This is a genomic window from Mesorhizobium sp. M1169 (assembly GCF_040318345.1).
Lineage (GTDB): Bacteria > Pseudomonadota > Alphaproteobacteria > Rhizobiales > Rhizobiaceae > Mesorhizobium.
Window position 1 is genome coordinate 1 of record NZ_JAMYME010000059.1, and the last position, 23,160, is coordinate 23,160.

Annotated in this window: 16 protein-coding genes and 3 pseudogenes; 12 read left to right on the forward strand and 7 right to left on the reverse strand. The window is 57.9% G+C overall.

The window, feature by feature from the left end; genetic code table 11:
* Positions 1-199 precede the first annotated feature (199 nt).
* Together NKH41_RS31530 and NKH41_RS31535 are read right to left on the reverse strand one after the other, a co-directional pair.
* Positions 200-1,139: pseudogene (locus NKH41_RS31530) on the reverse strand (IS5 family transposase).
* A 584-nt stretch (positions 1,140-1,723) separates the two neighbouring features.
* Positions 1,724-2,512 (reverse strand): annotated as a pseudogene (locus tag NKH41_RS31535) (site-specific integrase); the annotation flags it as partial.
* 32 nt (positions 2,513-2,544) lie between these two features.
* On the opposite strand from NKH41_RS31535, the gene NKH41_RS31540 reads away from it, so the two are divergent.
* Positions 2,545-3,321, forward strand: a complete 777-nt coding sequence (locus NKH41_RS31540; protein WP_352820204.1) for a hypothetical protein — start codon at positions 2,545-2,547, stop codon at positions 3,319-3,321.
* A gap of 78 nt (positions 3,322-3,399) precedes the next feature.
* Positions 3,400-4,017 (forward strand): hypothetical protein, encoded by a 618-nt coding sequence (locus NKH41_RS31545; RefSeq protein WP_352516200.1) that lies wholly within the window; start codon positions 3,400-3,402, stop codon positions 4,015-4,017.
* Between the two features lie 105 nt (positions 4,018-4,122).
* Here NKH41_RS31545 and NKH41_RS31550 read toward each other — a convergent pair whose 3' ends face one another.
* Complete coding sequence (locus NKH41_RS31550; RefSeq protein ID WP_352820202.1) at positions 4,123-5,421, reverse strand: hypothetical protein; 1,299 nt, start codon at positions 5,419-5,421, stop codon at positions 4,123-4,125.
* A 124-nt stretch (positions 5,422-5,545) separates the two neighbouring features.
* Between NKH41_RS31550 and NKH41_RS31555 the strand changes: the two genes are divergently transcribed.
* The 5 genes from NKH41_RS31555 to NKH41_RS31575 all read left to right on the forward strand — a co-directional run bounded on the left by NKH41_RS31555 (position 5,546) and on the right by NKH41_RS31575 (position 10,296).
* Positions 5,546-5,842 (forward strand): hypothetical protein, encoded by a 297-nt coding sequence (locus NKH41_RS31555; RefSeq protein WP_352508297.1) that lies wholly within the window; start codon positions 5,546-5,548, stop codon positions 5,840-5,842.
* On the forward strand, positions 5,832-6,422 hold the full coding sequence (locus NKH41_RS31560) for a type II toxin-antitoxin system VapC family toxin (RefSeq protein ID WP_352508298.1): 591 nt from the start codon (positions 5,832-5,834) through the stop codon (positions 6,420-6,422). The genes NKH41_RS31555 and NKH41_RS31560 overlap by 11 nt, the downstream gene beginning before the upstream one ends.
* Positions 6,419-7,702 carry a hypothetical protein gene (locus NKH41_RS31565; protein WP_352935543.1) on the forward strand — a complete coding sequence of 428 codons (1,284 nt, stop codon included), beginning with the start codon at positions 6,419-6,421 and terminating at the stop codon, positions 7,700-7,702. The genes NKH41_RS31560 and NKH41_RS31565 overlap by 4 nt, the downstream gene beginning before the upstream one ends.
* 84 nt (positions 7,703-7,786) lie before the next feature.
* Positions 7,787-9,448 carry an AAA family ATPase gene (locus NKH41_RS31570; protein ID WP_352508300.1) on the forward strand — a complete coding sequence of 554 codons (1,662 nt, stop codon included), beginning with the start codon at positions 7,787-7,789 and terminating at the stop codon, positions 9,446-9,448.
* Positions 9,449-9,492: 44 nt separating this feature from the next.
* A complete protein-coding gene (locus NKH41_RS31575) occupies positions 9,493-10,296 on the forward strand; it encodes an HNH endonuclease (RefSeq protein ID WP_352935546.1) in 804 nt (267 codons plus the stop codon).
* 623 nt (positions 10,297-10,919) lie between these two features.
* Here NKH41_RS31575 and NKH41_RS31580 read toward each other — a convergent pair.
* Both NKH41_RS31580 and NKH41_RS31585 read right to left on the reverse strand, forming a co-directional pair.
* A complete protein-coding gene (locus NKH41_RS31580; protein ID WP_352516198.1) occupies positions 10,920-13,529 on the reverse strand; it encodes a DEAD/DEAH box helicase in 2,610 nt (869 codons plus the stop codon).
* The gene (locus NKH41_RS31585; protein WP_352508304.1) at positions 13,526-14,581 is read right to left on the reverse strand and encodes a HamA C-terminal domain-containing protein; all 1,056 of its coding nucleotides are present in this window, start codon (positions 14,579-14,581) and stop codon (positions 13,526-13,528) included. Before NKH41_RS31585 ends, NKH41_RS31580 begins: the two co-directional genes overlap by 4 nt.
* Positions 14,582-14,834: 253 nt before the next feature.
* On the opposite strand from NKH41_RS31585, the gene NKH41_RS31590 reads away from it, so the two are divergent.
* From NKH41_RS31590 to NKH41_RS31600, 3 genes are read left to right on the forward strand one after another with little or no spacing between them, the layout of a single operon-like run.
* On the forward strand, positions 14,835-16,043 hold the full coding sequence (locus NKH41_RS31590; RefSeq protein WP_352508305.1) for a T6SS phospholipase effector Tle1-like catalytic domain-containing protein: 1,209 nt from the start codon (positions 14,835-14,837) through the stop codon (positions 16,041-16,043).
* Between the two features lie 48 nt (positions 16,044-16,091).
* A complete protein-coding gene (locus tag NKH41_RS31595) occupies positions 16,092-18,026 on the forward strand; it encodes a gluzincin family metallopeptidase (protein ID WP_352619023.1) in 1,935 nt (644 codons plus the stop codon).
* On the forward strand, positions 18,008-19,345 hold the full coding sequence (locus tag NKH41_RS31600) for a ComEC/Rec2 family competence protein (protein WP_352508307.1): 1,338 nt from the start codon (positions 18,008-18,010) through the stop codon (positions 19,343-19,345). Before NKH41_RS31595 ends, NKH41_RS31600 begins: the two co-directional genes overlap by 19 nt.
* Positions 19,346-19,501: 156 nt before the next feature.
* Here the strand turns inward: NKH41_RS31600 and NKH41_RS31605 are convergent, their stop codons facing one another.
* Positions 19,502-21,457 (reverse strand): hypothetical protein, encoded by a 1,956-nt coding sequence (locus tag NKH41_RS31605; RefSeq protein WP_352935551.1) that lies wholly within the window; start codon positions 21,455-21,457, stop codon positions 19,502-19,504.
* A 589-nt stretch (positions 21,458-22,046) separates the two neighbouring features.
* Positions 22,047-22,298 (reverse strand): DUF6074 family protein, encoded by a 252-nt coding sequence (locus NKH41_RS31610; RefSeq protein WP_352457909.1) that lies wholly within the window; start codon positions 22,296-22,298, stop codon positions 22,047-22,049.
* Positions 22,299-22,373: 75 nt separating this feature from the next.
* On the opposite strand from NKH41_RS31610, the pseudogene NKH41_RS31615 reads away from it, so the two are divergent.
* Both NKH41_RS31615 and NKH41_RS31620 read left to right on the forward strand, forming a co-directional pair.
* Positions 22,374-22,571, forward strand: a pseudogene (locus NKH41_RS31615) (transposase); the annotation flags it as partial.
* A gap of 249 nt (positions 22,572-22,820) precedes the next feature.
* The coding region (locus NKH41_RS31620) for a hypothetical protein (protein ID WP_352935554.1) at positions 22,821-23,160 on the forward strand (340 nt) is incomplete at its 3' end.

A 23,160-nucleotide genomic window follows, 5' to 3' on the forward strand; every position in this document is an offset into this window, starting at 1 on the left:
TTCGGCGTTCAAGACATGGCAAGACGAAGATTGACAGCACGTTGCGGTTGAGGAGCTGGCAAAACGCAGGCTGTGTGCAAGCGAATGGGTTGGCCCCGCTTTTCATTTTCCGCGTAGCCTGTGCCTGCGGCTGCCCGCGCCACAAGGCGTTGGTGCACAAATGTGGCATTAGGCACAATCAGCTCTTTGATGCCGCCTGCTATGTCGGCCTTGCCGGGCTGCGAACGGACTCCGGGCGTGCGCACGCCGTCATGCGGTTGAGAACGGCGCAGCCGATGGCGACCTCGGTCTGCTGAGCCGAAAAGGAGCGGGCTCGCAGGCGACGTCCGATCAGCCCCTTGTAGCGCCCGACGGCGGTCTCGATCAGGGCGCGCTTGCCATAGCCGGTGGACGCCTGCCAATTCAGCCTTCCATCATTGGCGATCGCCGTGATGTGACCGTCCCTTTGACCGGGTGGTCCGGTGTCATCACTCTCCACGGCCGTTGAACGTGGCGGGATGACTATCCTTGCGGTGACGCTGTGTTGCAGCACCGCGCAGTAGGTGGGACCGCTATCATATGCTCCGTCGGCCGTGAATTGGTCGATCTCTGCATCGATCCGGTCGAGCAGCGGCTTCACCTGCGAGGGATCGTCGCCGTCCTGGTCGGTCAGACAATGGGCGATGATCTCGCCGCTGTCGGCATTGAGAACCAAATGCAGCTTGCGCCAGGTCCGGCGTGATCTGGCACCGTGCTTGTCTTCCAGCCATTGGCCGGCGCCGTAGACTTTCAAATCCGGTGCTATCGATCAGCACATGCAGCGGACCGTCCTCGGGATGCCGCTGCCGCTTGGCCGATGGTTCCCATATCTGCGCCCGGCGGCTTAGCGTCGTGTGATCGGGAACCGGTAGATCAAGCCCCATCAGATCGAGCAGCGAGGTCGCCAATCCCTCGCTCTGGCGCAGACGAAGCCCGAAGACGCATCCCAGTGTCAAGACCGCCTCGATGGCGAGATCGGAATAGCGGGGCTGGCCGCTGCGGGTCGTTCTTCGCGGCGCATGCCACCTGGCCAAGGCTTCTTCTGTCAACCACAGCGTCAGACTGCCGCGCCGCCGAAGGCCCGCCTCGTATTCCGGCCAGTTTGTCACCTTGAATTTCATCTTCGCGACTCGGTGACGGCGGCTGGCATTGACGGCAGGGGCGGCGCACCATGGTCACGGCCGATACCCCCGCCATGTGGCTCGTGCTGGAAGCCCTCGGCCCAATGTCAGCTAAACAGATGACGGCCACCGGAGAGCATCTGATGGGACTTATCCCAGCGTTGTGCCCGGGGTGCGCGAATCGAAACCGCGCGGATCGACGAGTCCACTACATCTCGTGTCCCTTAGGGCATGGCCCCACCTTCCGGAAAAACACCCCACTCAGCCCTGTCCGGATCTGGCGCTCCTTGCTCGCTCCGCTGGCCTACACAGTTGATTGCGAACGACCCAGAACGGCTCTCGAAAACGAGCGTCGAACGAAATCAGATCACCGTTTGTTCTCCCTTAGCGTTGTTTGGCGTACTTTTATCGCGATGCCCTCTTGTGGGCCGTGCCATAACGCAGTTGATGATCATGCCTGACTACGAAGCGTCGGCCGCCGATAGTCTGGATACAGCGCTCGCTGTGCTCGATGAGGTATTGTTATCGCCTGAGATCTGACCGCCTCATCCCAGCGGACAAAACGGGGCAGGGAGGGGGGCTTTTCAGAGCCCGGACGCCTTGGTGAGATTGACGCGGAAACGATCGCGCCGGCGCTGATACTTTCGCGTCATCTCGGCCGAGGCGTGACCGAGCTGCTTTTGCACATAGCGTTCGTCGACCTCGGCCGAGGACGCGAGGCCGGCGCGCAGCGAATGGCCAGCAAACTTTTGACCGCGTTCGCCCTCCGACAGATCGCCACGCACGCCGGCTGCGAGCGCCGTGCGCTTGACCAGGCGTGCGACCTCCTGGTCGTTAAGCCGATCGGCGCCGACTCTTTTGTCTTGCCCTATTACCCTTCGGAACAAAGGGCCATGGCCGATCCGCGCCAGCTTCAGCCAGGTTTGCAGCGCGACCACCGGGCAGGTGGCGTCGGAGGAGCCGCGGCCGACCTCGACCTCGCGCCAACCGGTTTTGCCGCGCAGGGTCACCAGCACGCCCTTGTCAGGAAAAAACTCAATCCAGCCAGAAGAATCCTCGGTCTGGTCGCGACCAATGTCGAGGCCGACGATTTCGGATCGGCGAAGGCCGCCGGCGAAACCCAAAAGCAGCATGGCGCGGTCGCGCAGACCACGCAGCGTGCCGCGGTCGAGGGTCTCGAGCATGGCGATCAGATCCTCGGGCAGGATCGCTTCCTTCTGCCGGGGAGGGGAGGCGTGGGTGTTGCGAACGCCAGCCATCACCGTGGCGATATGCCGGTCCTTGCGGTCCAGCGGCTGGCCGCGCTGGGCAAAATTCCACGAGAGCGACGAAAGCGGGCGCTCGATGGTTGAAACGGTGTTGGGCCTTTTGTCGTCTCACCGAGTACATCGTTCGCCGAAAGGTCGTGCTCGATTTCATCGAGATCCTGCTGGAGAAGGTCCGCGACGATACGCGTGACAGCAGCTATCAGCGCGAAGACATTTTGCACTCGTTCATCTGTCCTCTGCGGGTCAACACCCTAGCCGATGGCGCCAGAAAGGTAGTGCCGGCGGCGTCGCACGACCTCTGGATCATCGATGAGCGATTGACCTTCGCCCAGTATTTCAGCTCGGATGAGGAATTCCAGAATCTCTCTGATGCAGTCGCCAGCGACGAGCGGCCGGATGTTCTGATTTTCGATCACGTACACGGCCTGCGCCAGACCGAGGATCCCTCGCGCGTGCTGCTCGTTGAGTTCAAGCGCCCGGGACGAACCAGCTATGCCGCGGACGAGAACCCCCAGCATCAGGTCGAGCGCTATGTGCGCCGGCTGCTTGAAGGGGGGAAGCTTGACGTCAAGGGGCGCCCCATAAAGCTGAAGGAGGACACGGTTTTCTATTGCTTCATAGTTGCCGACATCGTGGGCAAAATGGACGACTGGACCTATTCGTGGGACCGCACTGCCGACGGGAGAGGGCGCTACTACCAGCCCCGTTCGGGTTTTAAAGGGTCGATCGAGCTCATCGGGTGGGACACACTCCTCAGTGACGCCAGAGAGCGGAATCAGGCATTCTTCGATCGCGCCGGCATTTCTGGAAAGAGCTTCTTTGTGGAAACGCAGGAAACATCCCATCAGCGTCTTCGGGCCGAGGACGAACACGCTGCAAACGCGATCTCACTAGCTGACGCGGCAACGGTTTGATCGTCGTCTCTCCACCGTGCTGCCAGATAGCTCGAGTCCGATGAACGCTGCGGGATTTTGTGTTTGAGGGGAGACAAGATGGGCTTGATGAATCTCAGTGACCGCGAGAAACAGGCTATTGGAGCCATCGACAGCGGGGCGCTTCACGACCTGGTTGACCAGGCCATCAGGTCAGAGCAACTCGGAAAACTCAGCAATCTACCGCTCTACAACTGCGGAGAATACGTGGCCACCAAGCTCCGATACTTCGATCAAGCGCTTGCGGCATACAGGATCGCGAAATCTGCGAAGAAGCGGGAAGGAATTCTACATTCTATTCGTAAAGCCGGCAGTGATCTGACTTTTGCATTCGGTCAGATGAAGCAGCGCTTGGAGGTCGAGGAACGCGAAAGCCAGTTGTTCTTCATCTACGATCCGACGATTGCTCCGTTTCGTCTGACCCAGGACATGCAGGTTCGTGTCAGCTACAAGTGGCGCCGAACGATCGAGGATGAGTGGACTTCCGGTTCCATCATCTTCAAACACAAGGTCCAGCCCCGTTTCGACTATCATACGATCGCTCAGCCCAAGTCTAAGGGCAAGCCGAGCGCCAGGGAAGCTTGCGGAGGACCGCGAGACCGACCTGCTACGCGAATGGGAGCACCTCGAGCAGCTGGCTCATTGGTCAGTGCGCGACTATTTTCGGGCGGGTCATGACAGGGGGGGTATCCCCGGTGAGTTTGAGGTCAGGCTCGGTGACGGTGACCACCTGAACAATTTCAGCGCTGATTTCTGGGGGCAAAGCCAACACTTGAAGCTTAGTCAGCTCTCCATGGCCTTTTCTGCCGCAAATTTGCCAGCTCTCCACGTGTTGTGGACGAGCCAGTCTTCGGCAAGAAAGAACTCTCCACCCAGCACCTCAGCCCCCTCGGTCACGAGGCGCCGCTTCATTGCATCCTCGCCTACGATCGCCGTCTTGGCGTTAGAATACGGTGCGGCATCTGGGACGGGATGAGGGTACTTTATCACCCACTTGAATTGCCCCTGTGGGTATGCACTTTGGATCTGGTCGCGACGGGCCGCGGGGCTGCGGGAGAAACCGACCTTAATGATGGCGCGGCCATCAACGTCGGCGGGTGAACGCCCGAGATAGGCCGATGTATCGCCGCTGAGCTCCAATATGTAGAGATGCTTGGGGCCATCGGTTTCGCCAACCCAGTACGGTTCGGTCGCGGGTGGGATCGCGCGACTTGGCGACAAAGCGGACTCGAGCGTCTGGATTGTGCCGTTGACGCGGCTCCCTTGGCCATAGACGGGCACCTCATAGACATCGAGTTGCATGAGATGCTCGGCTTCAACTGGGTCAACCTGGACACCACTAGATCCGATGTATTCGGCGTGCGCGCTCGCATACGCGGCTGGAAACAACTGCTCGACAGGTTTCCAATCCTCCTGGACGATCCGCCATGCGCGGGTTGCCTGCACGGCGAACAGCCATTTGCCTCTCGAGGCAGGGTCCATTTCCTTCTCGGCCCAGCGGTCGCCGGCGATGAACTGACTGGCATGGCCGGCGTTGTGGGAAACCTCGAGGAGGCCCACGACCTTGCCCCGCATCTCCTCGGGCCCCTTGCCCTTGGTGACGTAGATCGCCACCAATGCATTGGGAGTGGATAATCTCAGATAGCGGTTGCGCTTGGCCTCGTCGGCAAAGCCGATGCAGCCCCAACTCGCGGGGTCAAACCCCCAAAAAGAGGTCAGCCAAATATCACGGCCGCTCGGAAGTCTGTCGACGTCAGGAGCCAGGTCTGGAATCGATCGCCAGTCGAAGGCGAAGACCTCACGTTGTGCGGCATCGATGTCGATATCGCCCAAGGCTCCGCGGATATACGCCATGGCGTCAGGCTCCGGATGCCTCTCGCCGCGCTTGACTAGAATCGTCGTGAGCGGCGGCAGTCCGCGATCATGCAAAGCGTGCAGGACGACCTCCAGATTCTTGCCCAGACCGCGACCTGTCGGATGGTTCCAACCGACGGCGTCCCCCACCTGCTGATATGTCGCACGCGTTTGCCGCACCGCTTTTTCCGCAAGGAAGCGTGCAATTTCGGCTTGCATAGAATCCATCGATCCCCCAATCGATCACTATGGTAAGTGTGCTTCAGGTGCCTACGTCCCGAAGGCCAGCGGCTACTAAGCCTTGCTTATGCGTTCAACGCAATCTATATTCTGTTGAACACAGGAGGTTCCGATGGCCGCGCAAACACGGACCGCTTCAGAAAGCGAAGCAAAGGTCGCATCGACCCGCAATAAGCTTGTACTCGAGCAAGCGAAAGCCGCCGGACTGCTCGGCGCGGCGAAGAATACCCGTCTTTCGGGGCGAGTGCCTTCGGAGTTGATCGAGGCGGCCAAGAAGCGCGCTCATGTCACCTCGGACACGGAGCTGTTGGAATTGGCGCTGTCGCGCCTGGCTCTCGAAGATGACTTTGGCGCCGGCTTGGTCGGACGCAAGGGCAGCATCCCGGCGGACATAGATCTTGGGTTTTGATCTTTCCGAGGCCCTCCGATCGCTCAAGCCGCAAAAGTACACCGGAACGCTGGAGCGTAGGGCCGATGATGATCTCCCATGGGTTGCAAACGAACCCGCGATCGGGGGACCAGTGTTTCTGGATACGTGCGTCTATCTGGATGTCCTGCAAGGACGAGCACCGGTTGAAGTCGATACGCTGCTTACCTATCGCCGATGCCACCATTCCGCGGTCTGCCTTTCTGAGCTGACCCACGCCTTTGGCCGGCTCGACCCAAAGCATGCCTCCACAAAAGCTGTCCTCGAGACAATCAAAGCCACGGTGGAGGACATTCCGGACCACCGTCTTCATGACCCGGATGCAGCGATGTGGGGACAGGCCGGTGTGTTGGCTGGCTTGCTCTGCCGGCTGAGCAATCTGCCCAAGGGGGAGGGGCACGAGCGCCGCTTCGTAAATGACGCCCTCGTATTCCTGCAGGCGCGTCAGTTGGGGGCGGGCGTGCTGACCGGCAACGTCCGCGATTTTGATTTCCTTACCCAGATTCTGCCGACCGGACGGATCATTCTCTATCGAGCTCCGCCGGGACCGCAGACATCATGAACGTCACGGTCGGCCCTCCTGTCGATATTCTCCACGAACTGGAACAGCTGGGTCGGGCGCCGGCGACTGACGTTAATCACCTGCAGAACACTCCGGCGTTTCTGCGTTTTGCGGAGTTATGTCAAACTCGATACCCCCAGATTAGATCTGGCTCCATGCTGCGACTTTCGCTTGCCTCAGCATTGCGGCAGCTCGGCTTGGCCTGTCTCGTCGGTGGCCAGGGTTCTGGGTTGGCAGCGAGTGCGGCCGAAATATCGGATGGCCTCGACAAAGCCATCCGGAGCACGGCATCGAGGCGACTGCACCTGTGCCCGCTCGATCTGGCATCGCGCCTTCCGACGATCTCCTTCGGTCCAAATCAGGTGCGGTGCTTTTCGGCGACGGAGCTTGAGGAGCTTTTCGACGTTTTGCGTCTTCATCGGGCGAACCAGAACTGGTCGTTCGATAGCAAACGCTTCTCCGAGTTCAATTGGCTCGTCGTCGACGAGAAGGTTTCCCACGACGACATGGGTCCCGACGGGAGAACACTGCCCGGCCTGTTCGTGAATCTTAGCCAGGATTTTGGACGAATCGAACCGCACAAAACTAGCCTCCCTTCATCTGTCGAAGCTGCGCTTTTTGGACTCCTCACAATCCCCTGGGAGCAGATCGCTGAATACAAGGACATGGAATGGCGTGGTTTTAGAGTTCCTTGGGTCTACACCGTCGACTCTGACGTGTTTGCTCGTCGGGTTCCGCCACCTTCTCCAGACAGCCTGAGCTGGGAGCCTGCATGGCAGTTCGATGTCAATGGCGACGAGCATGAATATGAAGCGCCGGTCGCCTATCCGCTAAATGATGACAGCGACAGCGCAATTACCTGGCTGACCGACGACGCGTGGAGTGACATTGTAGCGGCGCGCCGGACGACGTTGTTCGACCGTCCTGTTGCGCACTTCTTTGTCCGTGGATTTCAATCAGAAGCCATCGACGAGTTTCTTGCCCATATTTCAACGATCGAGGCGGCGCTCGGCTTGCCTTTGGACCATGACCCACGCGCCCGAAAAAAGATCGAAGGAAAGAATCCCGGCGCGACGCGCCGGGCCACGCTTCGCATTTCCGGACTGCTCAACGATGGTTCGTTTGGGAACGCCTATTCCAAGCTTTTCGGGCTTAGGAGCGATTTCCTACACGGGAGGCCGATGGCGGACGATCCGGGAACGATAGACGAAGTGCCAGAGAACTCGCTCGCAAGGTGGTGTGCGGGCTTATTGGCGCCGTATCGTCGGATCCGATGGTGAACCGCGAACAACTCCTTGATGGCTTCCTGGATAGGGGGAGCCAGCTAAGCCAGCACGGCGGACCGCCCGCAAGTGAGGCTGCCCATGGCCATTAGCGTCTTGCCCCCGAGCCGCCAGGGCGTGCAGAGTTTTGCAACAAAGTTCGCGCTGCAGCAGGACAGATGGAACGATTTTTCCTTCATGACGCTGTATCACCTCTACTATCAGGTCGAGGGAAGCCCTCCTACTTTGATCGGGCCGGTCAAGATTCTACGGCGAGGCCAAACCACGCAAGACGGCATCCTGATCACCGAACCATTCGACCGCCTTCCGCCTGACTTCGGCTCTGTTGGCAGCTCACTCGACTATTACCAGCGGCTCAATGAGATTGCTGGGGAGGACCGAGATGAGATTCTGGGCTCGTTGAACGACGTCGTTGCCAACTCGCAACTAGAGCCGCTATTCAGCCAGGAGGAAGGCTGGCGAATATCTCTGTTCCGCGACAATCCGGAACCCGAGGGCTTCCTTTCCGATGCTAGACAGATTCACTCTCGCAATGCCAGCGAGGTTCCAGACCTCCATCTGTCGTTCACATTCCATCCGGCCGGATGGGCGGCGCCGATCCAGCTCTATTTCGATGCGCCGAGCCCACTGTTTTATTTCGGCCCGACACGCGAACTTGGCCCCAGCAAGCGCAAGGTCTTGCTCCCACGGCGAGTGATGGTGCTGATTGGACGCAACGGATCGGGCAAGAGCACCTTCCTATCGCGCATCGCACGGGTCGCGTTTGCGTCGCCATCGGACAGAACGTGGCCTCAGTTGACCGCCGTCGGCGTGTTCGATCCACCGTCAATTGGCTTCATGCGCATTATCGCGGTTTCGTACAGCGCGTTCGAGAACTTCTCCGTGCCCGGGTTGTATGAGACTGAGCTCGAGCAGATCGCATCGGACATGGAGAGGGGAGGCGGTCGCTACGTCTACGCCGGCCTTCGCGACGTCGTTGCCGAAGTGCGAGAGCAATTGTCATCCGCACGGGCCAAGCCGACGGACGTGGATGAAAGAACTGTCCTGGACATCGAGGATCGACGATCGAGTACGAAACTGAAGTCGCTCGAGCAGCTCGCTGACGAGTTTGTTCGCCTAATCGGGCAGATCGCGGAGCATGGAGATGATGCGCTGTTCGATGCTGCTCTTGCGCTGGTGCTCGCCGACGCCTCGTTTGCCGATGTTGCCGGGACGGATCGACAGGCTCTGCTTGGTGCCAATCCCCGTTCAAGCTTTCTCGGATGGAGCACAGGCCACAAAATCACGATGCATGCGATCGCCTCGCTGGTGGCACATACGACGAGAAAATCCCTCGTGCTCTTCGACGAGCCTGAGACACACCTTCATCCCCCGCTCATTGCAGCGGTCATGCACGCCTTGAGATTGGTACTGGAAGAAAAGAACGCGTTCGCAATCGTGGCAACGCATTCACCGGTGATCCTCCAGGAGACGTTGGCACTGCACGTGAGGGTCATAAGGCGGATCGGATCGGAATTTGAGGTCTTTATCCCGCCACGAGAGACATTCGGCGAGAACGTGGGAACCTTAACCCACGATACCTTCGGTCTGACTTCTGCCGCGACAGACTTTCATGGGATTCTTGATCTACTCATTCAGGCACACAATACAATCGAGGACGTGAACCAGCATTTTCGGCCGGGCCTTAGCGGGCAGGCGCTCGCATACGTGCTTGCGGGCCTCGCCCGGAAGGCTCGCCAGTGAGAACCCTGCCATGTCCTTCTCGCGAGGAGGCGCAAGCCTACCTCGTGCGCGCTATCGAGACCTACGTTCACGCCGGTATTGCGAAAGGCTATGCTGCGACCCAAGCTGAGATCGACAGCGTGATTGCCATCTACGACGCTTATGACGCGGGTTTGGGGGGCCCCGCGGAAATCCTAAAGGGCGGCGCGCTTCTTCAGCAGTTTCGCGACGCGATCTATAGCGGGTATGACTTCACCCAAGCGGGTGGCAAGTTAGCGTCGGTTCGAGCGTCGCTAATGGCAGGAATTGAGCTGTGCCCGATATGTGGAATTGCACCGCCGCGCCAACTGGATCACCATCTTCCGCGGTCAGATTACCATCCGTTGGCTGTTTATCCTCGCAATTTGGTGCCCCTTTGCCAAGAGTGTAATCAGTCGAAGAGCAAATCGGCTGCCCTAGAGCCTGCCCAGCAGTTCTTTCACCCCTATTTCGAAGCGGTTCCGGATACGTCATTCTTGCGAGCCGGCGTCACAATTGAAGGGGGCGGCCTGGTTGCTACGTTTGACATTGATCCAGCCGCTCCAATCGAAGCGCTAGTTAGCTCGCGCCTCTCATTTGTCTTGCAGCGCCTGAAACTCAACGAACGCTATGCGCGGGAGATCAATATCTATCTGACCAGTCAGGCGACCGCAGTTAGAATCCTGTTTGATAGTGCTGGCGCTGAGGGTGTCCGCAGCTATCTTCTTGCACAGGCAGATGTGGAGAGCCGAGAGTTTCACCTCAATCACTGGCGGCCCGTTCTGCTCCGAGCACTTGCAGCCCATGTCGGGTTCTGCGGTGGGGAATTTGCAGAGGTATTGCCAGCTTGATCCAAACAGTTCCCTTTTCGATCATGTCCGGCTTCCCGCGACGGCTGACCAGATCAGTTAGCTCACGTGCCACCCGGCGATCGGAGATCGAGCGAACACTTCGGCTTCTGACGGCCGCAACGGCGAGGTCGGAGCGTGGCGCTTCTCTACCGTCCGACTGGAACGACTTGGTGGTGTAAGATCAACGGGCGCAGTTCACCTCTCCTGTGATAGGTCTCTCGGCAATTGCTGTCATACGGCCGATTGGAAGATTGCTTCATCTCGCCCGGCGCATCCATGTCTAGGTCCGCGAGACGCGTTCCGATTGCAGCCGTGATCGCAGCGAATGCCGAAGCGAAGTTGCCATCAAATACGTATCCGAGCATACCGCCATGCTTGACGCGCTTGCCATACTGGCCCGTATGAATCGCATCATTCCCCGGGTGACTGCCAACCTTAAGCCTTAAGCCCACACCTTCCCTCATAGGCACAGGAGCCGCCCCGGCACTTCTTGACGGGTGGCCCAGACAGGCCCCGGTGGCGGTAAGCGTCGAATTCCGATGCGCCCGTTTCTGGCCTCTGCAATGAGACCGCCAGGCAAGTTGGATGAGGGGCTGACAAGGCCTTTGGCCAAATAAGGCTGCCTAAGCGAAATTCTCCAATTCTATCAGCCCCAAGCTGAGCATCTCGTCGACGATCACCGAACTGATTTGGAGTTGAGTCACGTCTAGTTTGCGCAACCAGTCCCGCGCGTGCTGGACGCTCAAATCGGAGTTTGGGAAATGAGGCTCAAGCGCAGCGGCAGCGATCCGCGAAAGTCCAAGTTCCATGAAAGACCAACCAGACCTCGTACATACACCGAGCTCAAGCGCCAGTGAGAAGTCAAAGATTTCTTTGATCCGCGCTTCGAATCCGCAGTGCCGCAATGCCAAGGCCAGGACATCAATGTAGGCTTTTCCGAGTTGCACATACCGGAAGCGGATGACGTCCTCAATGAGGTCGAACTCCTTACGGATCACATCATTGATGTCGATCGGTTTCGGCCGACGTTTGCGTGACTTCGCATTCGATGCAATTTCATCCTCATAGGCCTTGATCTTTTTCGCAAGGGTTCGCTCTTCGCGCCGGATAGCGTCGGCAAGAAGAACGGGGTAGGGCGTGCCCTGCATCCATTTGACCGCGACGCCGGCGACCAATGCGGGGAACCTGCTGGCGGACAGATTCACCAGCCTCTGTGCACGCATGAAAATCGACTCATACGCTTTACGCGCCGGTAGATAGTCGTGCGGGTTGACTGGGATCAATCCGTCGATTTCGCCGGCTACGATCTTGCTGACCAATTCATTGAACAGGCGTTTCAACCCGAAAGGATCTACGGTCCAGTTTGTGGACAGCAGCGTCGCGGGCAGGCCGATCCCATCGCTCGCAGCTTGGGCCGCGACGACTAGGGCGTCGCGATCTTTTGCCGCGAACGAGGACAGGGATCGTGACGCAAAAAGAGCCACGTCGCCTCTGGCGGCTCTTGCTATGAGCAGGCCCGCAGCGGCGCGAACCTTCCCCGCCACCTCATCGCCAGGTACCATCCTTGGCAGTTCGCCGGCCAGAGCTTGTAGTATGGCGGATCCATGGTCGGCGGCGGCCTTTCCGAATGCAGGTTCGATCCGGTAGCCGACGAAGCTGTTCATCGGCTTATCCGGCCACTCGTCGTAGTCAACGAGAAAAACATTTCCAACGATGTCGGCCTTCATCCGACCTGCGCGTCCCGCAAAATTCCATAGAGCTGCCGGATCCAGCCGCGAGTTAGTCCCCCGCGTAGGCGTGTCGATGAAAACGTTGCGGGCGGGAAGGTTTACGCCTTGAAAAAGGGTCGTGGTACAAGCAAGGAATTTCAGCGCGCCGGACTTGAAGGCACTCTCAATAGACTCCCGCAGCAGCGTGGGCATCTTACCGTAGTGAAAGGCTACGCCACGCCGGACCAAGGCGGCGAGAGCATATCGGGGATGGATGTGCTTTTCAATGAACTGCGCCAAATCTTCGAGCACCTTATCGCCGCTATCTCGGCAATCTTGGTGTAGCTGTAGTGCGACTGTTTCGGCGTCCTTGGGTCCCGTCGCATACACCAGAGAACCGCCTGTGCGTCCGAGCTCCAGCGCGACCGCTGCGAGACGGCTGGCGGGGTGGTCAAACCCTCGATGGCTCTGAACCACGCCTAACGATGTCGAGCCAAGAGCGGTTAGGAGTCGCAGACTGAGGGTCCTCGGCTCGGCCGCCCGGCTCACGAGGATGCGGTTCTGTATGACGGACGGCAGAAGCGAAACAGATGCTTTCAGTCCCTTCAGGCCGATGGAATCGGCGACGGTTTCGAAACCTTCCGCACCCGGCGCCAACAGGACCAGACGAGTGTCAGCCCGTCGGGCAATTGCCTGTTCGAGGCATTCCTGCAGGATCATTCCCCGGGCGCCGTCCGAAAAATTCTGCGCCTCATCGACGATCACCAAGTCGAAATCTATAGTTGAGACCGCCAGCAGAACTTGCAATCTTTCCTGGGTCAGAACGAATATTTGACGCTCGGGGGCCGCAGGGTCGATCGTTGGCACCGTCGAAACGCGAATGCCGACTTCATCGTTTAGCCGGCGCTGGATCGAGGCATAGACTTCCGAGAGAAGCGCACGTGTGGGCGCGACATAGACCGCCCGGAAGATGGCGGACCGTTCTGCGGTCCTGCAAAGGTGCTCGATGACTAGAAAGGACTTACCGGCCGATGTCGGCGCGGAAATAGCCAGCGCCGTATCCTGGCCAAGCCGATCCCAAGCACGTTTCTGGAAATCGGTAAGGGCAATTCGCTCGCTGCCGACGTCGATGCCATTTACCTCGCGTGAGATCGCCGCCCGTAGGGCCTGCCGAATTGTGGCGACTGGCTCATGCCGGGCTTCCGCGTACGTTAGGGCGGGGAAATTGCCTAGATCGGTCAAAAGGCGAAGGCTGGCGTCCACTGGAATGTCGTCGCGACCGATAAGAAGGGCGCCCAACGAGATCGCCTGGGCAAGCGCCCGCAGGGTCTCGTCGTCGGTCTGGGCGAACACCCCGGCGCAGTACATCAGGCGTAGTACATCCTGCCGATCCATCCCGCCACGGCGCGACTCTATCGTGTGGGGAAGTGTGGCAAAGGCGGCTTCCGCCTGAAGACGGTCGAAGTCGGATCGGAAGGCCTGGTGGGTCTCAAGCCGACGGGAAAGGTCCAGGGCGAAGGTCATGCGTCGGTGCTCTCGACCGGCGCGACGACGTCGAGATCCTCCGCCGACCCGGGTGCGTTCTCCTCCTCATCTTCAGACGCGGCTGGAATATCTTCGTGAGGAGGCTCCACTCCCATCGCCCGGTAAAAGGCTTTGCGAAGCACATTGACGTCCGGAACCGCCACAAGGAACAAAAGGGTCTTCGCGGTGTCAGCTCCTGACGCCTTGATATGCTTATTCGCCGCGCTGCGATGCCGTTTGTGATCTGTTCGGTAGAGGCCCGCGAAATGCTCCTCGTGCGCGTCCACGGGACCATCGGAGACGGGCAATTTGGCATTGAACCGGCGTTCGGAATAGCAGATCACTCCGACAGAACGTTCGCGTCTCGGTAGATCGGGTTTGCCGACGATGTCGAAGAAATCGAGCGCCGCTTCTCGGGCCGCGCCCTCCAGAGAGTCCAAATGCCCAAGGTCCGATACTAACTCATATTCGCGAAGGTACTGTTTCCGGTTGGCGAGAAATCCCGCGGCGGATTTGGCATAGTCCTTAAGGCCGGCGTTGGCGCTCCCGGCGAGCTTCGATTCCAGGAAAAAGATTGTCAGGGCGTCGCCTTCAAAAGTTGCGTGGATCCCGTCTAGGCCGTGGACCGGCATATTAGCGGAGGTTTTGAGCGCCATCTTTGCCGCGACCTGTGCCGCTGAAAGATGATGCTGAACGACGCAATAGGCGAGCACCTCGCCCAGTTCGCTAGCGCGCGACGGGCTGGTGGCGTTGAAGGTGATGAAGACGTCCCGCACGGCCTGATGCACCCGGGCGATCAATGTGAAATCCTTCTCGATCGCCGCCGTGTACTCGAGCCGCCGCTTTCGCGGCAGGGCATAGTACATGCACTGGCCCCACAGAAACTCCGCAAGGGCATCGATCTGCGGCTCGTCTTCGTTGAAACGCACATGAAGTAGTGCAGTCCGTGGCCCGTCGCCCTCGCATGGCGCGTCGTGCGCGACGGCGCAGGCGACATGCGCGCCTAACTTCGATGGATTGAGGAGGCTAGAGATCGCCTTTTGGATGTTCATGCCGGTGTTGCTGTCCAGGAAATAACTTGCACGCAGTGATTCGGATTACAGAATTCTAAAGGAGCGCAACAATTATCGCACTTCTATTCGCGATATGCTTCCGACCTGAGGCCTGTATTCGCAGGAAATGCGAGCCCCAAACGGAGTTTAGACTGCTTCGGGGAGGGCCCGACTCGAAAAACCGTGCTAGATGAAAGAAGTTCGAAGTCGTCCAGTTTAGTCTAGATACATCAGTGCGGGAGCGTAAAACAAGGTGGGGAAAAACATTGTCGTCTGCTGCGACGGTACGGGCAACCAGATCGAGCGCAATCTCTCGAACGTTTTGAAACTGTTCCGCATCCTGAAGAAGAATGAGGAACAGCGCGTCTATTACGACGCTGGCGTAGGCACGATCGGCGCCAGCAACGCATGGGCCCGTTGGCGGCAAAACACCAAATCGGTGTTTGAACTGGCCACGGGATATGGGCTCGACGCTGAAATCGCGGGCGCCTACGCATTCATCTGCCGGCACTACGTCGAAGGGGACGCAATTTTCCTCTTTGGCTTCAGCCGCGGTGCCTACACAGTCCGCGCCGTTGGGGGCCTGATCCACATGATCGGCCTGCTGCAGCCGGATCAGCTTAACATCGTTCGATATGCTGTAAGCTCCTATAAGCAGGCCAGCGACGAGAACGACCTAAACGTCGCCTGGCACTTCTCCAAAGTCTCTGGAGCCCGAGACGCTCGTATCAAATTTCTTGGTGTCTGGGATACGGTTGCGTCGGTCATCGTGCCGCGAAGGGACCGACTTCTGCCCCAGCTCCAGACACTGCCACATACAAGGACCAACCCGAGCGTCGAGGTCTTTCGCCACGCGATTGCGATCGATGAGCATCGTCGCATGTTCCGGCTGAACCGGTGGGTCGAACCACAGCCGTTTGTCGAAGATCCTTTCGACAAAACTGCGCCAGCAAAAGAGCAAGATATCAGGCAAGTCTGGTTCGCCGGGTGTCATTCGGATGTTGGTGGTGGCTATCCTGAAGAGGACGGCGCTATCTCTAAGTTTCCGCTCGACTGGATGATTGATGAAGCCACGGCGTTTGGACTGCAGATCAACTCTCGGATGCGGGAGCGCCTCGTCTTCGGAACAGGGGAGGGCGAGGGGAAGATGAACTTCGTGGGCCCGAATCCACTTGGGGCCGTGCACGATTCAGTGACGTGGGGCTGGAAGCCGCTCGAGTGGATTCCAAAATCGGTCAAATTGCGTGAATGGAAGCGAAAATCCGCCCTCGGTTTCTATCTTCCGCAGGCCGAGCCTCGCATGATCGAGAAACAGGAGCCGCGGCCGTTTGTTCATCAGTCGGTTCTGGATCGGAAGGCAGCCATCTTGGGATATAAGCCAGAGAATTTTCCAACGGCGTTCGATGTTGAGCCTTATGGTGACCTTATGAAAGATCGCCTGGCAAAAGAAGCCGGCAGTTAGGGTAGAGAGTCGTAACGTCTCCAAGTTCACGATTGCAGGGGGATGCAGATGGCGAAAAAGAGCAGTCCCGTTAAGAAGGGTGAAAAGGCTGTCGCGGTGGCCCTGTCACCTGCTGAGACGCGAGACGTCTACGCCTCTCGACGGTTCCTGGATGGGGTGACGCAGAAGAAGCTCGGCCTCAAGGTCCGCTTCGACACATATTACAAGGACCCCCTTGTCGCGAAGAATAATCCCGGCCTGGAAATCGATGACGATTTTTATGTGCCTTGGGAGCCACGCATTGGCGACGGCCCCACAAGTGCGAGGTTCGCTATTGTCGATTACGACAGCACCAGAAATACGTTGGAAGAACCGGCCAAATGGAGCGTCGGCGAGAAGGTTTTTCTCGATCCGAAGGGGCGTAGGATCGATCGAGCGTTAAAAGAAACCGCTCACTTCCGCCAGGTCAGCACTTGGGCAATTCTGCAAAGCACACTTGATTTCTTCGAGAGCCCAAGCGGCCTCGGCCGGCGCATCTCTTGGGCGTTCGAAGGCAATCGGCTTCTGGTCACGCCAAATGCCGGTTACGGCGCAAATGCCTATTATGATCGCCAGAGCAAATCGCTCCAGTTCTACTATTTTGACGACGACAACGGTCAGCGTATTCACACCTGCTTGTCCAGCGATATCGTCAATCACGAGTTTGGTCATGCACTGCTGGATGGCATTCGGCCTTATCTTCTGGAAGCGGTCTCACCACAGACAGGTGCCTTTCACGAATTCCTGGGGGACTTGACCGCAATCTTGATGACGCTGCGGAACAATTCGTTCCGTAAGGAGCTTGCGGCCAGGACCAAGGGCCACTTGAAGACGAAATCCGGTGACGAACTCATCGCATCTGTCGCCACAGAGTTCGGCAACGCCGTGTCAGGACAACCATACCTTCGTAGTGCGGGTAACGAGCATTTTCTGGGCGAATACAAGGATGAGATCGAACCTCACGCGCTCTCGGAGGTGATGACCGGAGCGATGTTCGACATCTTCGTTGCCTTGACCGAGCAATATCTCAAACGAGAGCGCAGCGACGGGGAGACACACACTCCGGCTCAATCGCTACAATATGCGGTCGCTCAGATGCAGATAATTGCCATCCAGGCGCTTGATCTTTTGCCGCCAGTCGAGGTTACGTTCAACGACTACGCGCGCGCTGTCTTGCGCAACCTCGCGATCGCAAACCCAACTGATCCCACCAACTATCGCGAGATGATCGCGGACATTTTCGTCCACCGCGAGATCATGACCGCAGAGGAGAGAACCGACCTACTGGTGCGCGCGCCCTTGTACGATCGGATGCCAGGAACAATTTCGCACGACCCGGAGCTTATCGGGAGTTCGCGTGCAGCGGCCTATCGCTATCTCGATGACAACCGCGACAAGCTCTTCATTCCCGACCATGTCGACATCATGGTCGATGAGGTCTTCACCTCCGAGAAGATGGTCGGTCCAGGCCTCTTCCAGCCCAAACAGATCATCCTCCAATATCTGTGGCGCGAGAACTTGGCGTTAGCGGGCACGCAGTTTGGCTCCTTTAGTGGCAAGACGACCAGCCTGCTCTGTGGCGGGACGATGGTCTTCGACGTCAATGGCAGCCTGCTTTATTGGGCGCGCAAGCCAGGCAGCGAACCCTTTGCCACCGCAAGCGTGGCGATGGAGAAGATAAAATCGCGCAAAAAACTCTTTGGCACCGAGCAGGTGGCCTTGGCTGAACTCGAGGCTGGCAAGCAGCGCAGGCAGGAGTATCTCGATGCACTTGCCAGACGCATCGAGGAGGGGATGGTTGGTGAAGAACTTGCCGGCCCCGAAGGTCTTGTTGGAAGCCTTACACCGCCACTGATCGCGCGCGAAGTTGACGGCTCAGTTCGGTTTGAGCTCTCGCCGCACTTTCATGTTTACGATGCCGATGATTCCAGCCTGGGAGCGCTTAGATGGCAAATGAGCTCCTGATCCGCCTTTATGATGTCGGTCTGGGCGACTGCATCTATGTTCGCATCCCCGGCAAAACCGACAAGAAGGAAGATGCATTCCATATGCTGATCGACTGCGGCACCTGGAGCGAAGGGAAGCTTCTTGCCGCAGCGATGAAACAGCTCGAGAGCGAGTTGCCAGACGCACAGGACGGAAAAAAGCGGCTCGATCTTGTCGTTGTCACGCACGAGCACAAGGATCACATAGCGGGCTTCGATCCCAAGCTATTCGAGAACATGAAGGTCGGCGCGGTTTGGATGAACTGCGCCATGGATCCCAAACATCCGCAGGCGGGAAAGACCCGAAAAATTAGAGGGGTCGCTGAGCAGGCCATGCGGGGGCTTGCCGCGCTTGGGCCGAGTCTGAGCCCTCGCGCAAGCGAGCTCTTGTCAGTTTTCCAGATTGACAACAAAGGCGCCATGCAGACCTTGCGCAAGACGCTGCTCGATGGCGGAGAGCCGACCTATGTGCATGCCGGCGAAACCAACGAAACACATGGCATTGAACTCCATAAAGCGAAAATCAACATCCTTGGCCCGGAGGCTGATTTCGATCGTTATTATCTCGGCGCGACCGCTCAGCGAACATTGAAGGGCGTGCTGGGAGCGGCCGCGTTCGACGCGGAAAAAGAGTTTGATGCCACTGCAAAAGCGCAAGAGCCGCCTTTGCCCCGCAATATCAGCCCGGCCTCTTTTCGCGCCCTTCGTGCCCGCATGCAGTCGAACGCTTTGGCATTCGCGGAACTGGATGGCACTTTGAAAAACAATTCCAGCATCGTTCTGCTGATCGAATGGAACAAGAAGCGCCTGCTGTTTATCGGGGACGCCGAATGGCACGGCGACTTCAAAGAGGGCAAGATGAATGGCTCATGGAACGTGATGTGGAACGAGCGCCGAGATCTGCTCGGCAAAACAGTCGACTTCCTCAAGATCGGCCATCATGGCAGTGAAAACAGCACACCCTGGGACATGGGCAAAGGAAAGCCCAGCGAAGCGACTGCGATCCTGGATGCAATCCTGCCGGTACCGGCGGCCGGCCAGCAGTCGAAAGCGACAGCGGTCGTGTCGACCGAACGAGGGAAATACCGCACGATTCCGCGCGGCCTGTTAATGACGGAAATTGCTCGGCGGGTTGGCGATACCCGAATTTACAAGCCTGATCTCGAACACTTCAAACCGAAGGATCCCGCGGACTTTGAGACCTATGAGAGGGAATGGCTGGATAAAGCTCAGCCATTACGCACTGACTTCGAGCGGATTAGGGAAGGAAAGGGCTTTATCGACGTGGTTTTGAGCTGACAATTACGGCGTGCACGCTGGCCAATTTTGTCAGCTATTGCACATGAACATAGGACATTTCGGTACCCATTGGCAGCTTCGCGCGTGAACTCGACTGAAGCCGATGTGCCGGCTGAAGATGCATCGTCAGAACGGGCGATTGAACCCGTCATGGCTCTATCGATTATCGACTAGATTGAGCTTGTCGAAGAAAATACGATTACGCTTTTTGGCGTCGCTGAGCATCTTCGTGTAGTCCATAACCTCGTAGTAGACCCTGTGATTGGCGTGATAGCCGTAGAATCCCTGCTTGTCCGGCGTCATTGTGGCATTGAAGTCAGTGAGAACTTGCCTGAGTTTTGGCGTTAAGTCTGCCACCACGAAAATCGTGGCCGGAATATCTGCGTTCGCGATTGGGATCGCTCGACCCTTATGTAGGTACTTACCGCCGCGGATCGCGTTGATCACTTTTGCGGCCTGAAGAACGGGGTTCTCATCACCCGCATACTTGTTGCGCCCCGGTTGCTTGAACTCAATCACAATGATTGAGTTCAGCGGATGCTCGTCGTCGGGCCGCTCACCGCTGAAAATAATTTTTTCATCAAAGATGACGATGTCGCCTCTCTGCTTATCCTTCGAATCTACGACTGACAGCGCGTTGTTTCGCTTATCGGACGAAATGAACGAATGGAATGTGAGGCGCTCGTCGATCATCCAGAGATTCTGCTCGCTGGAGGGGATATCTTCAGAGCTATGCTGCATTGGAAATACGAGCTGATGCACGACCTTTTCGAGCGGGTAGTTCTTCTTGTCCTCAGGCAACTTGACTGCGCGTTCGAGGAAATCAAGGATGATCCGTCTGTGCTGAACGTACTGGGCTAAGGCTGACACTCCAAGCTCATTGTACCGGTCCAGGAATTCGGTGAACTCCTTGTGGTATGACTCGTAATCGGTGATCTTGCTCGCCTCGCGAATGATGCGAGTGCTGTCTTTCTTGAGTTCAGTCTCCCGCAAGAACAGTTCCCGGTGGAGTATGCCTTCCATCTCAGACCGAGACGGTGTCGGAGTGATTTTGTTTAAGAAGCTGCCGGCGTGCTTGAGAAGCATCCGATATTGTGGCGCCTCTTCTTGCACGTACCGACGAATCCTATCGAGCTTGACAGAGTTGATGGTCTCGATGACATCCTTCAGATCGTCCTCCACGAACGCTAGTGCCGAAGCGCGTATATCCGTTTTTGGAATGAGCTTGTGATCCGAGAGGGGAAGTTCAAGCTCGGCATCATCAGGATTGCCGAACTCGAAATCGGTACGATTGGTGTTGACGTGTTCGGTGAGGTAAGGGCTCTGGACGATGCCAAGGTAGAAAAACGCCTTGCCGTCGTAGTCCTCAAGCCGGGATGTCAGATTTGGAAGATGGTCTGCTAGGCGGTCGCTGAGGACTGACCGTTGATCCGCAGCGTAGACAAGCTTGTGCTTGGTCGCCCGTGAGGTGGGAAGTCGGAAACCATGTAAAGTGAATGAGTATCCACCGACTTCGAAGGGATAAGCCGAAGCCGTGGCCTTATAGTCTCTTTCAAAAATTTCTTTGAGGTTATGCTTGAGCCCAAGGTCGTTAACCTGAGCCGCCGGACACTCCTCGTCCATCAGTACAAGGATGAAGTGTTCGATGAGTTTCTGGATAAGCACTTCCGAGGTGCGGGGGCACTGCCCGTGATATTCCGGCCTTAGTTCCACAAGCTCGATTGTTGTGCCTGTCGCATGTCGCGTGACAGATTTGGGGAGGCCGCGCAGGTCGTCTACATCGTAGTTCTCGTCAAAGGTGAAAGCTCGAGTGAGCAATGCGCCGTCGTCATCCTTGAACGTGCTTTCGATGCGCGCAAATGCAAAGGCCTTGAGCCAGGTGAAGCGACCCAAGCCCTTGCCGCCTCGGCTCAGTTTGTGTGGCGAGAACGCAGTATTAAAAGAGTCGTAGTTGGCATCGTCGAGACCGATGCCGTTATCAATGACTTTGAACCCGCTGATCGGCGGAACTTCCAGGTCGAGTTGACGGCCGTCGCGAACGACCTCGACCGTCATGCGTCCGGGCGTACCCGTCGGCAGTTTCGCTTCCTTGATTGCCTGAAACGAGTTCATGACTGCTTCGAACAATGGCAGCAATGGGCGCCACTGCAGTACGGTGGTCTGCCGTACCTGGTTAGCGATATTTACACGGATAGACATTAGCCGCCGTTGCCCCTTGCGCCGTATCCTACCACTAGATGAACATTCAGGCCGCGCAAGTGATACCAGGTTCTCCTTTTACACACAGCGGTGTCATCAAGACAGAACCGGGCGGAAAGACCTCGGACCCTTATAGGCATCTCAGTGCGAGAATGACGCGAACCATACTCGATGTTCATGCTTCGTGCTTCGAAAGTCGCATAAAAAGGCAGTCTGGAACTCAACGGCGGCTCATTGGTTTTGCGGGTTCAGCTCGTGGAAAAGGTCCGTCGGCCTTCCGTGAATGCGGGTTTCCGCATCGCCTACCTCGATTTGGTCGATGACTGCCGGACAGGCGAGGCGGAGCCGTATCTCGCCCGAGAGCACATTCGCGCGCATGATTTCGACGAACGCGCCTATCTTTTCATCCGCAGTGAGAAACCTGCGTTTGACGGATGCAGTGGTGCTACGCTTGTGGAGCCCGGGGCGTCTCTATGCGGCAATCCTTCATCGTGAGCCGATGCTATTGTGCAAGTTTCGCAGCACTGCGGGTGGCGATATCGCCCAAGACAGCATGAAGAAGCGTTCCAACTTCCTGTTCGGCGACCCCGGGTGCAATTCCTGATTCGGACAGTTGAACGAGAATTGCCTTGGCGGTGTTGCGCCAGAAGGCGTTCGCGTCCTTCCCGTTCTTGGATTCCAGGACCCGGGCGATCCCTTCGACCAACTTCCGCCGCCGATGCAGCGGAAACGCGCTTATGTTTGAATCACACATCGATCACCTCACCCCTTCAGTCGCGCGAATAAGCATTGGCGGGTGAGAAAATTTGGTTAACAGCGCTTTTGGACAATGGTCAGCAATGGAATAAAGCGTCTACCCAACAAGCCAAGAGGTGTGCCACGTGTTGATGATCGGCGCGTGCTGAACGGCATCTTCTGGGTGCTGCGCTCCGGTGCTCCATGGCGCGACCTGCCTCAGCGCTATGGCCCGTGCACCACCTGTTGCAACCGCTTCGTCCGATGGCGAAAAGCAGGTGTGTGGCTGCGCAGTAACGAGTCTACGGCCTAAGGTTTGCGGAGCCTCACGCCGGCGCGGCTGCCGTTCTCCGGGATGAACTCGACGCCGGCGGCCTAGAGGGCGATGCGCAAGGCAGCAACGGTTCGCTCTTGTGTGGAGCCCTGTCGGGCCGCGACATCTACTTAATGTCTATTCTAGACAGTCGCCGCGACCATAACTTTTGATAACAGGTCAGGGTCGCGGGATGCCGAGCCGCTTGAAATACCGGGTTACGTCCGGATGCTCGCGATCGTCCCGCCTCAACCGCGCAAGCGCGTCATCATCGCCGGCGAGCGCCATAGCCAAACCGGGAGCGCTTATTCTCCACGGAGCACCGGGCATTGTCTGGTTGTGAAGACGGTGCTTGATCACCAGCCGCCTGAGTGTGTCTTCGCTTACGTTGTAGTCGTACCTGAACAGATCAATGGCCCTCTGGACCGTGATCGCCTCTGCCCGTGGGATCTAGAGCGGCCGAAGCCGTTCGCCTGTTGCCGGCGCTGTTTTGACACGGCGCGCATTGGTCATTCGGCCCGTCGCGCTTTTCTGCGGCCCGCCGTTTCGCCCGACATCAGGGAACGAT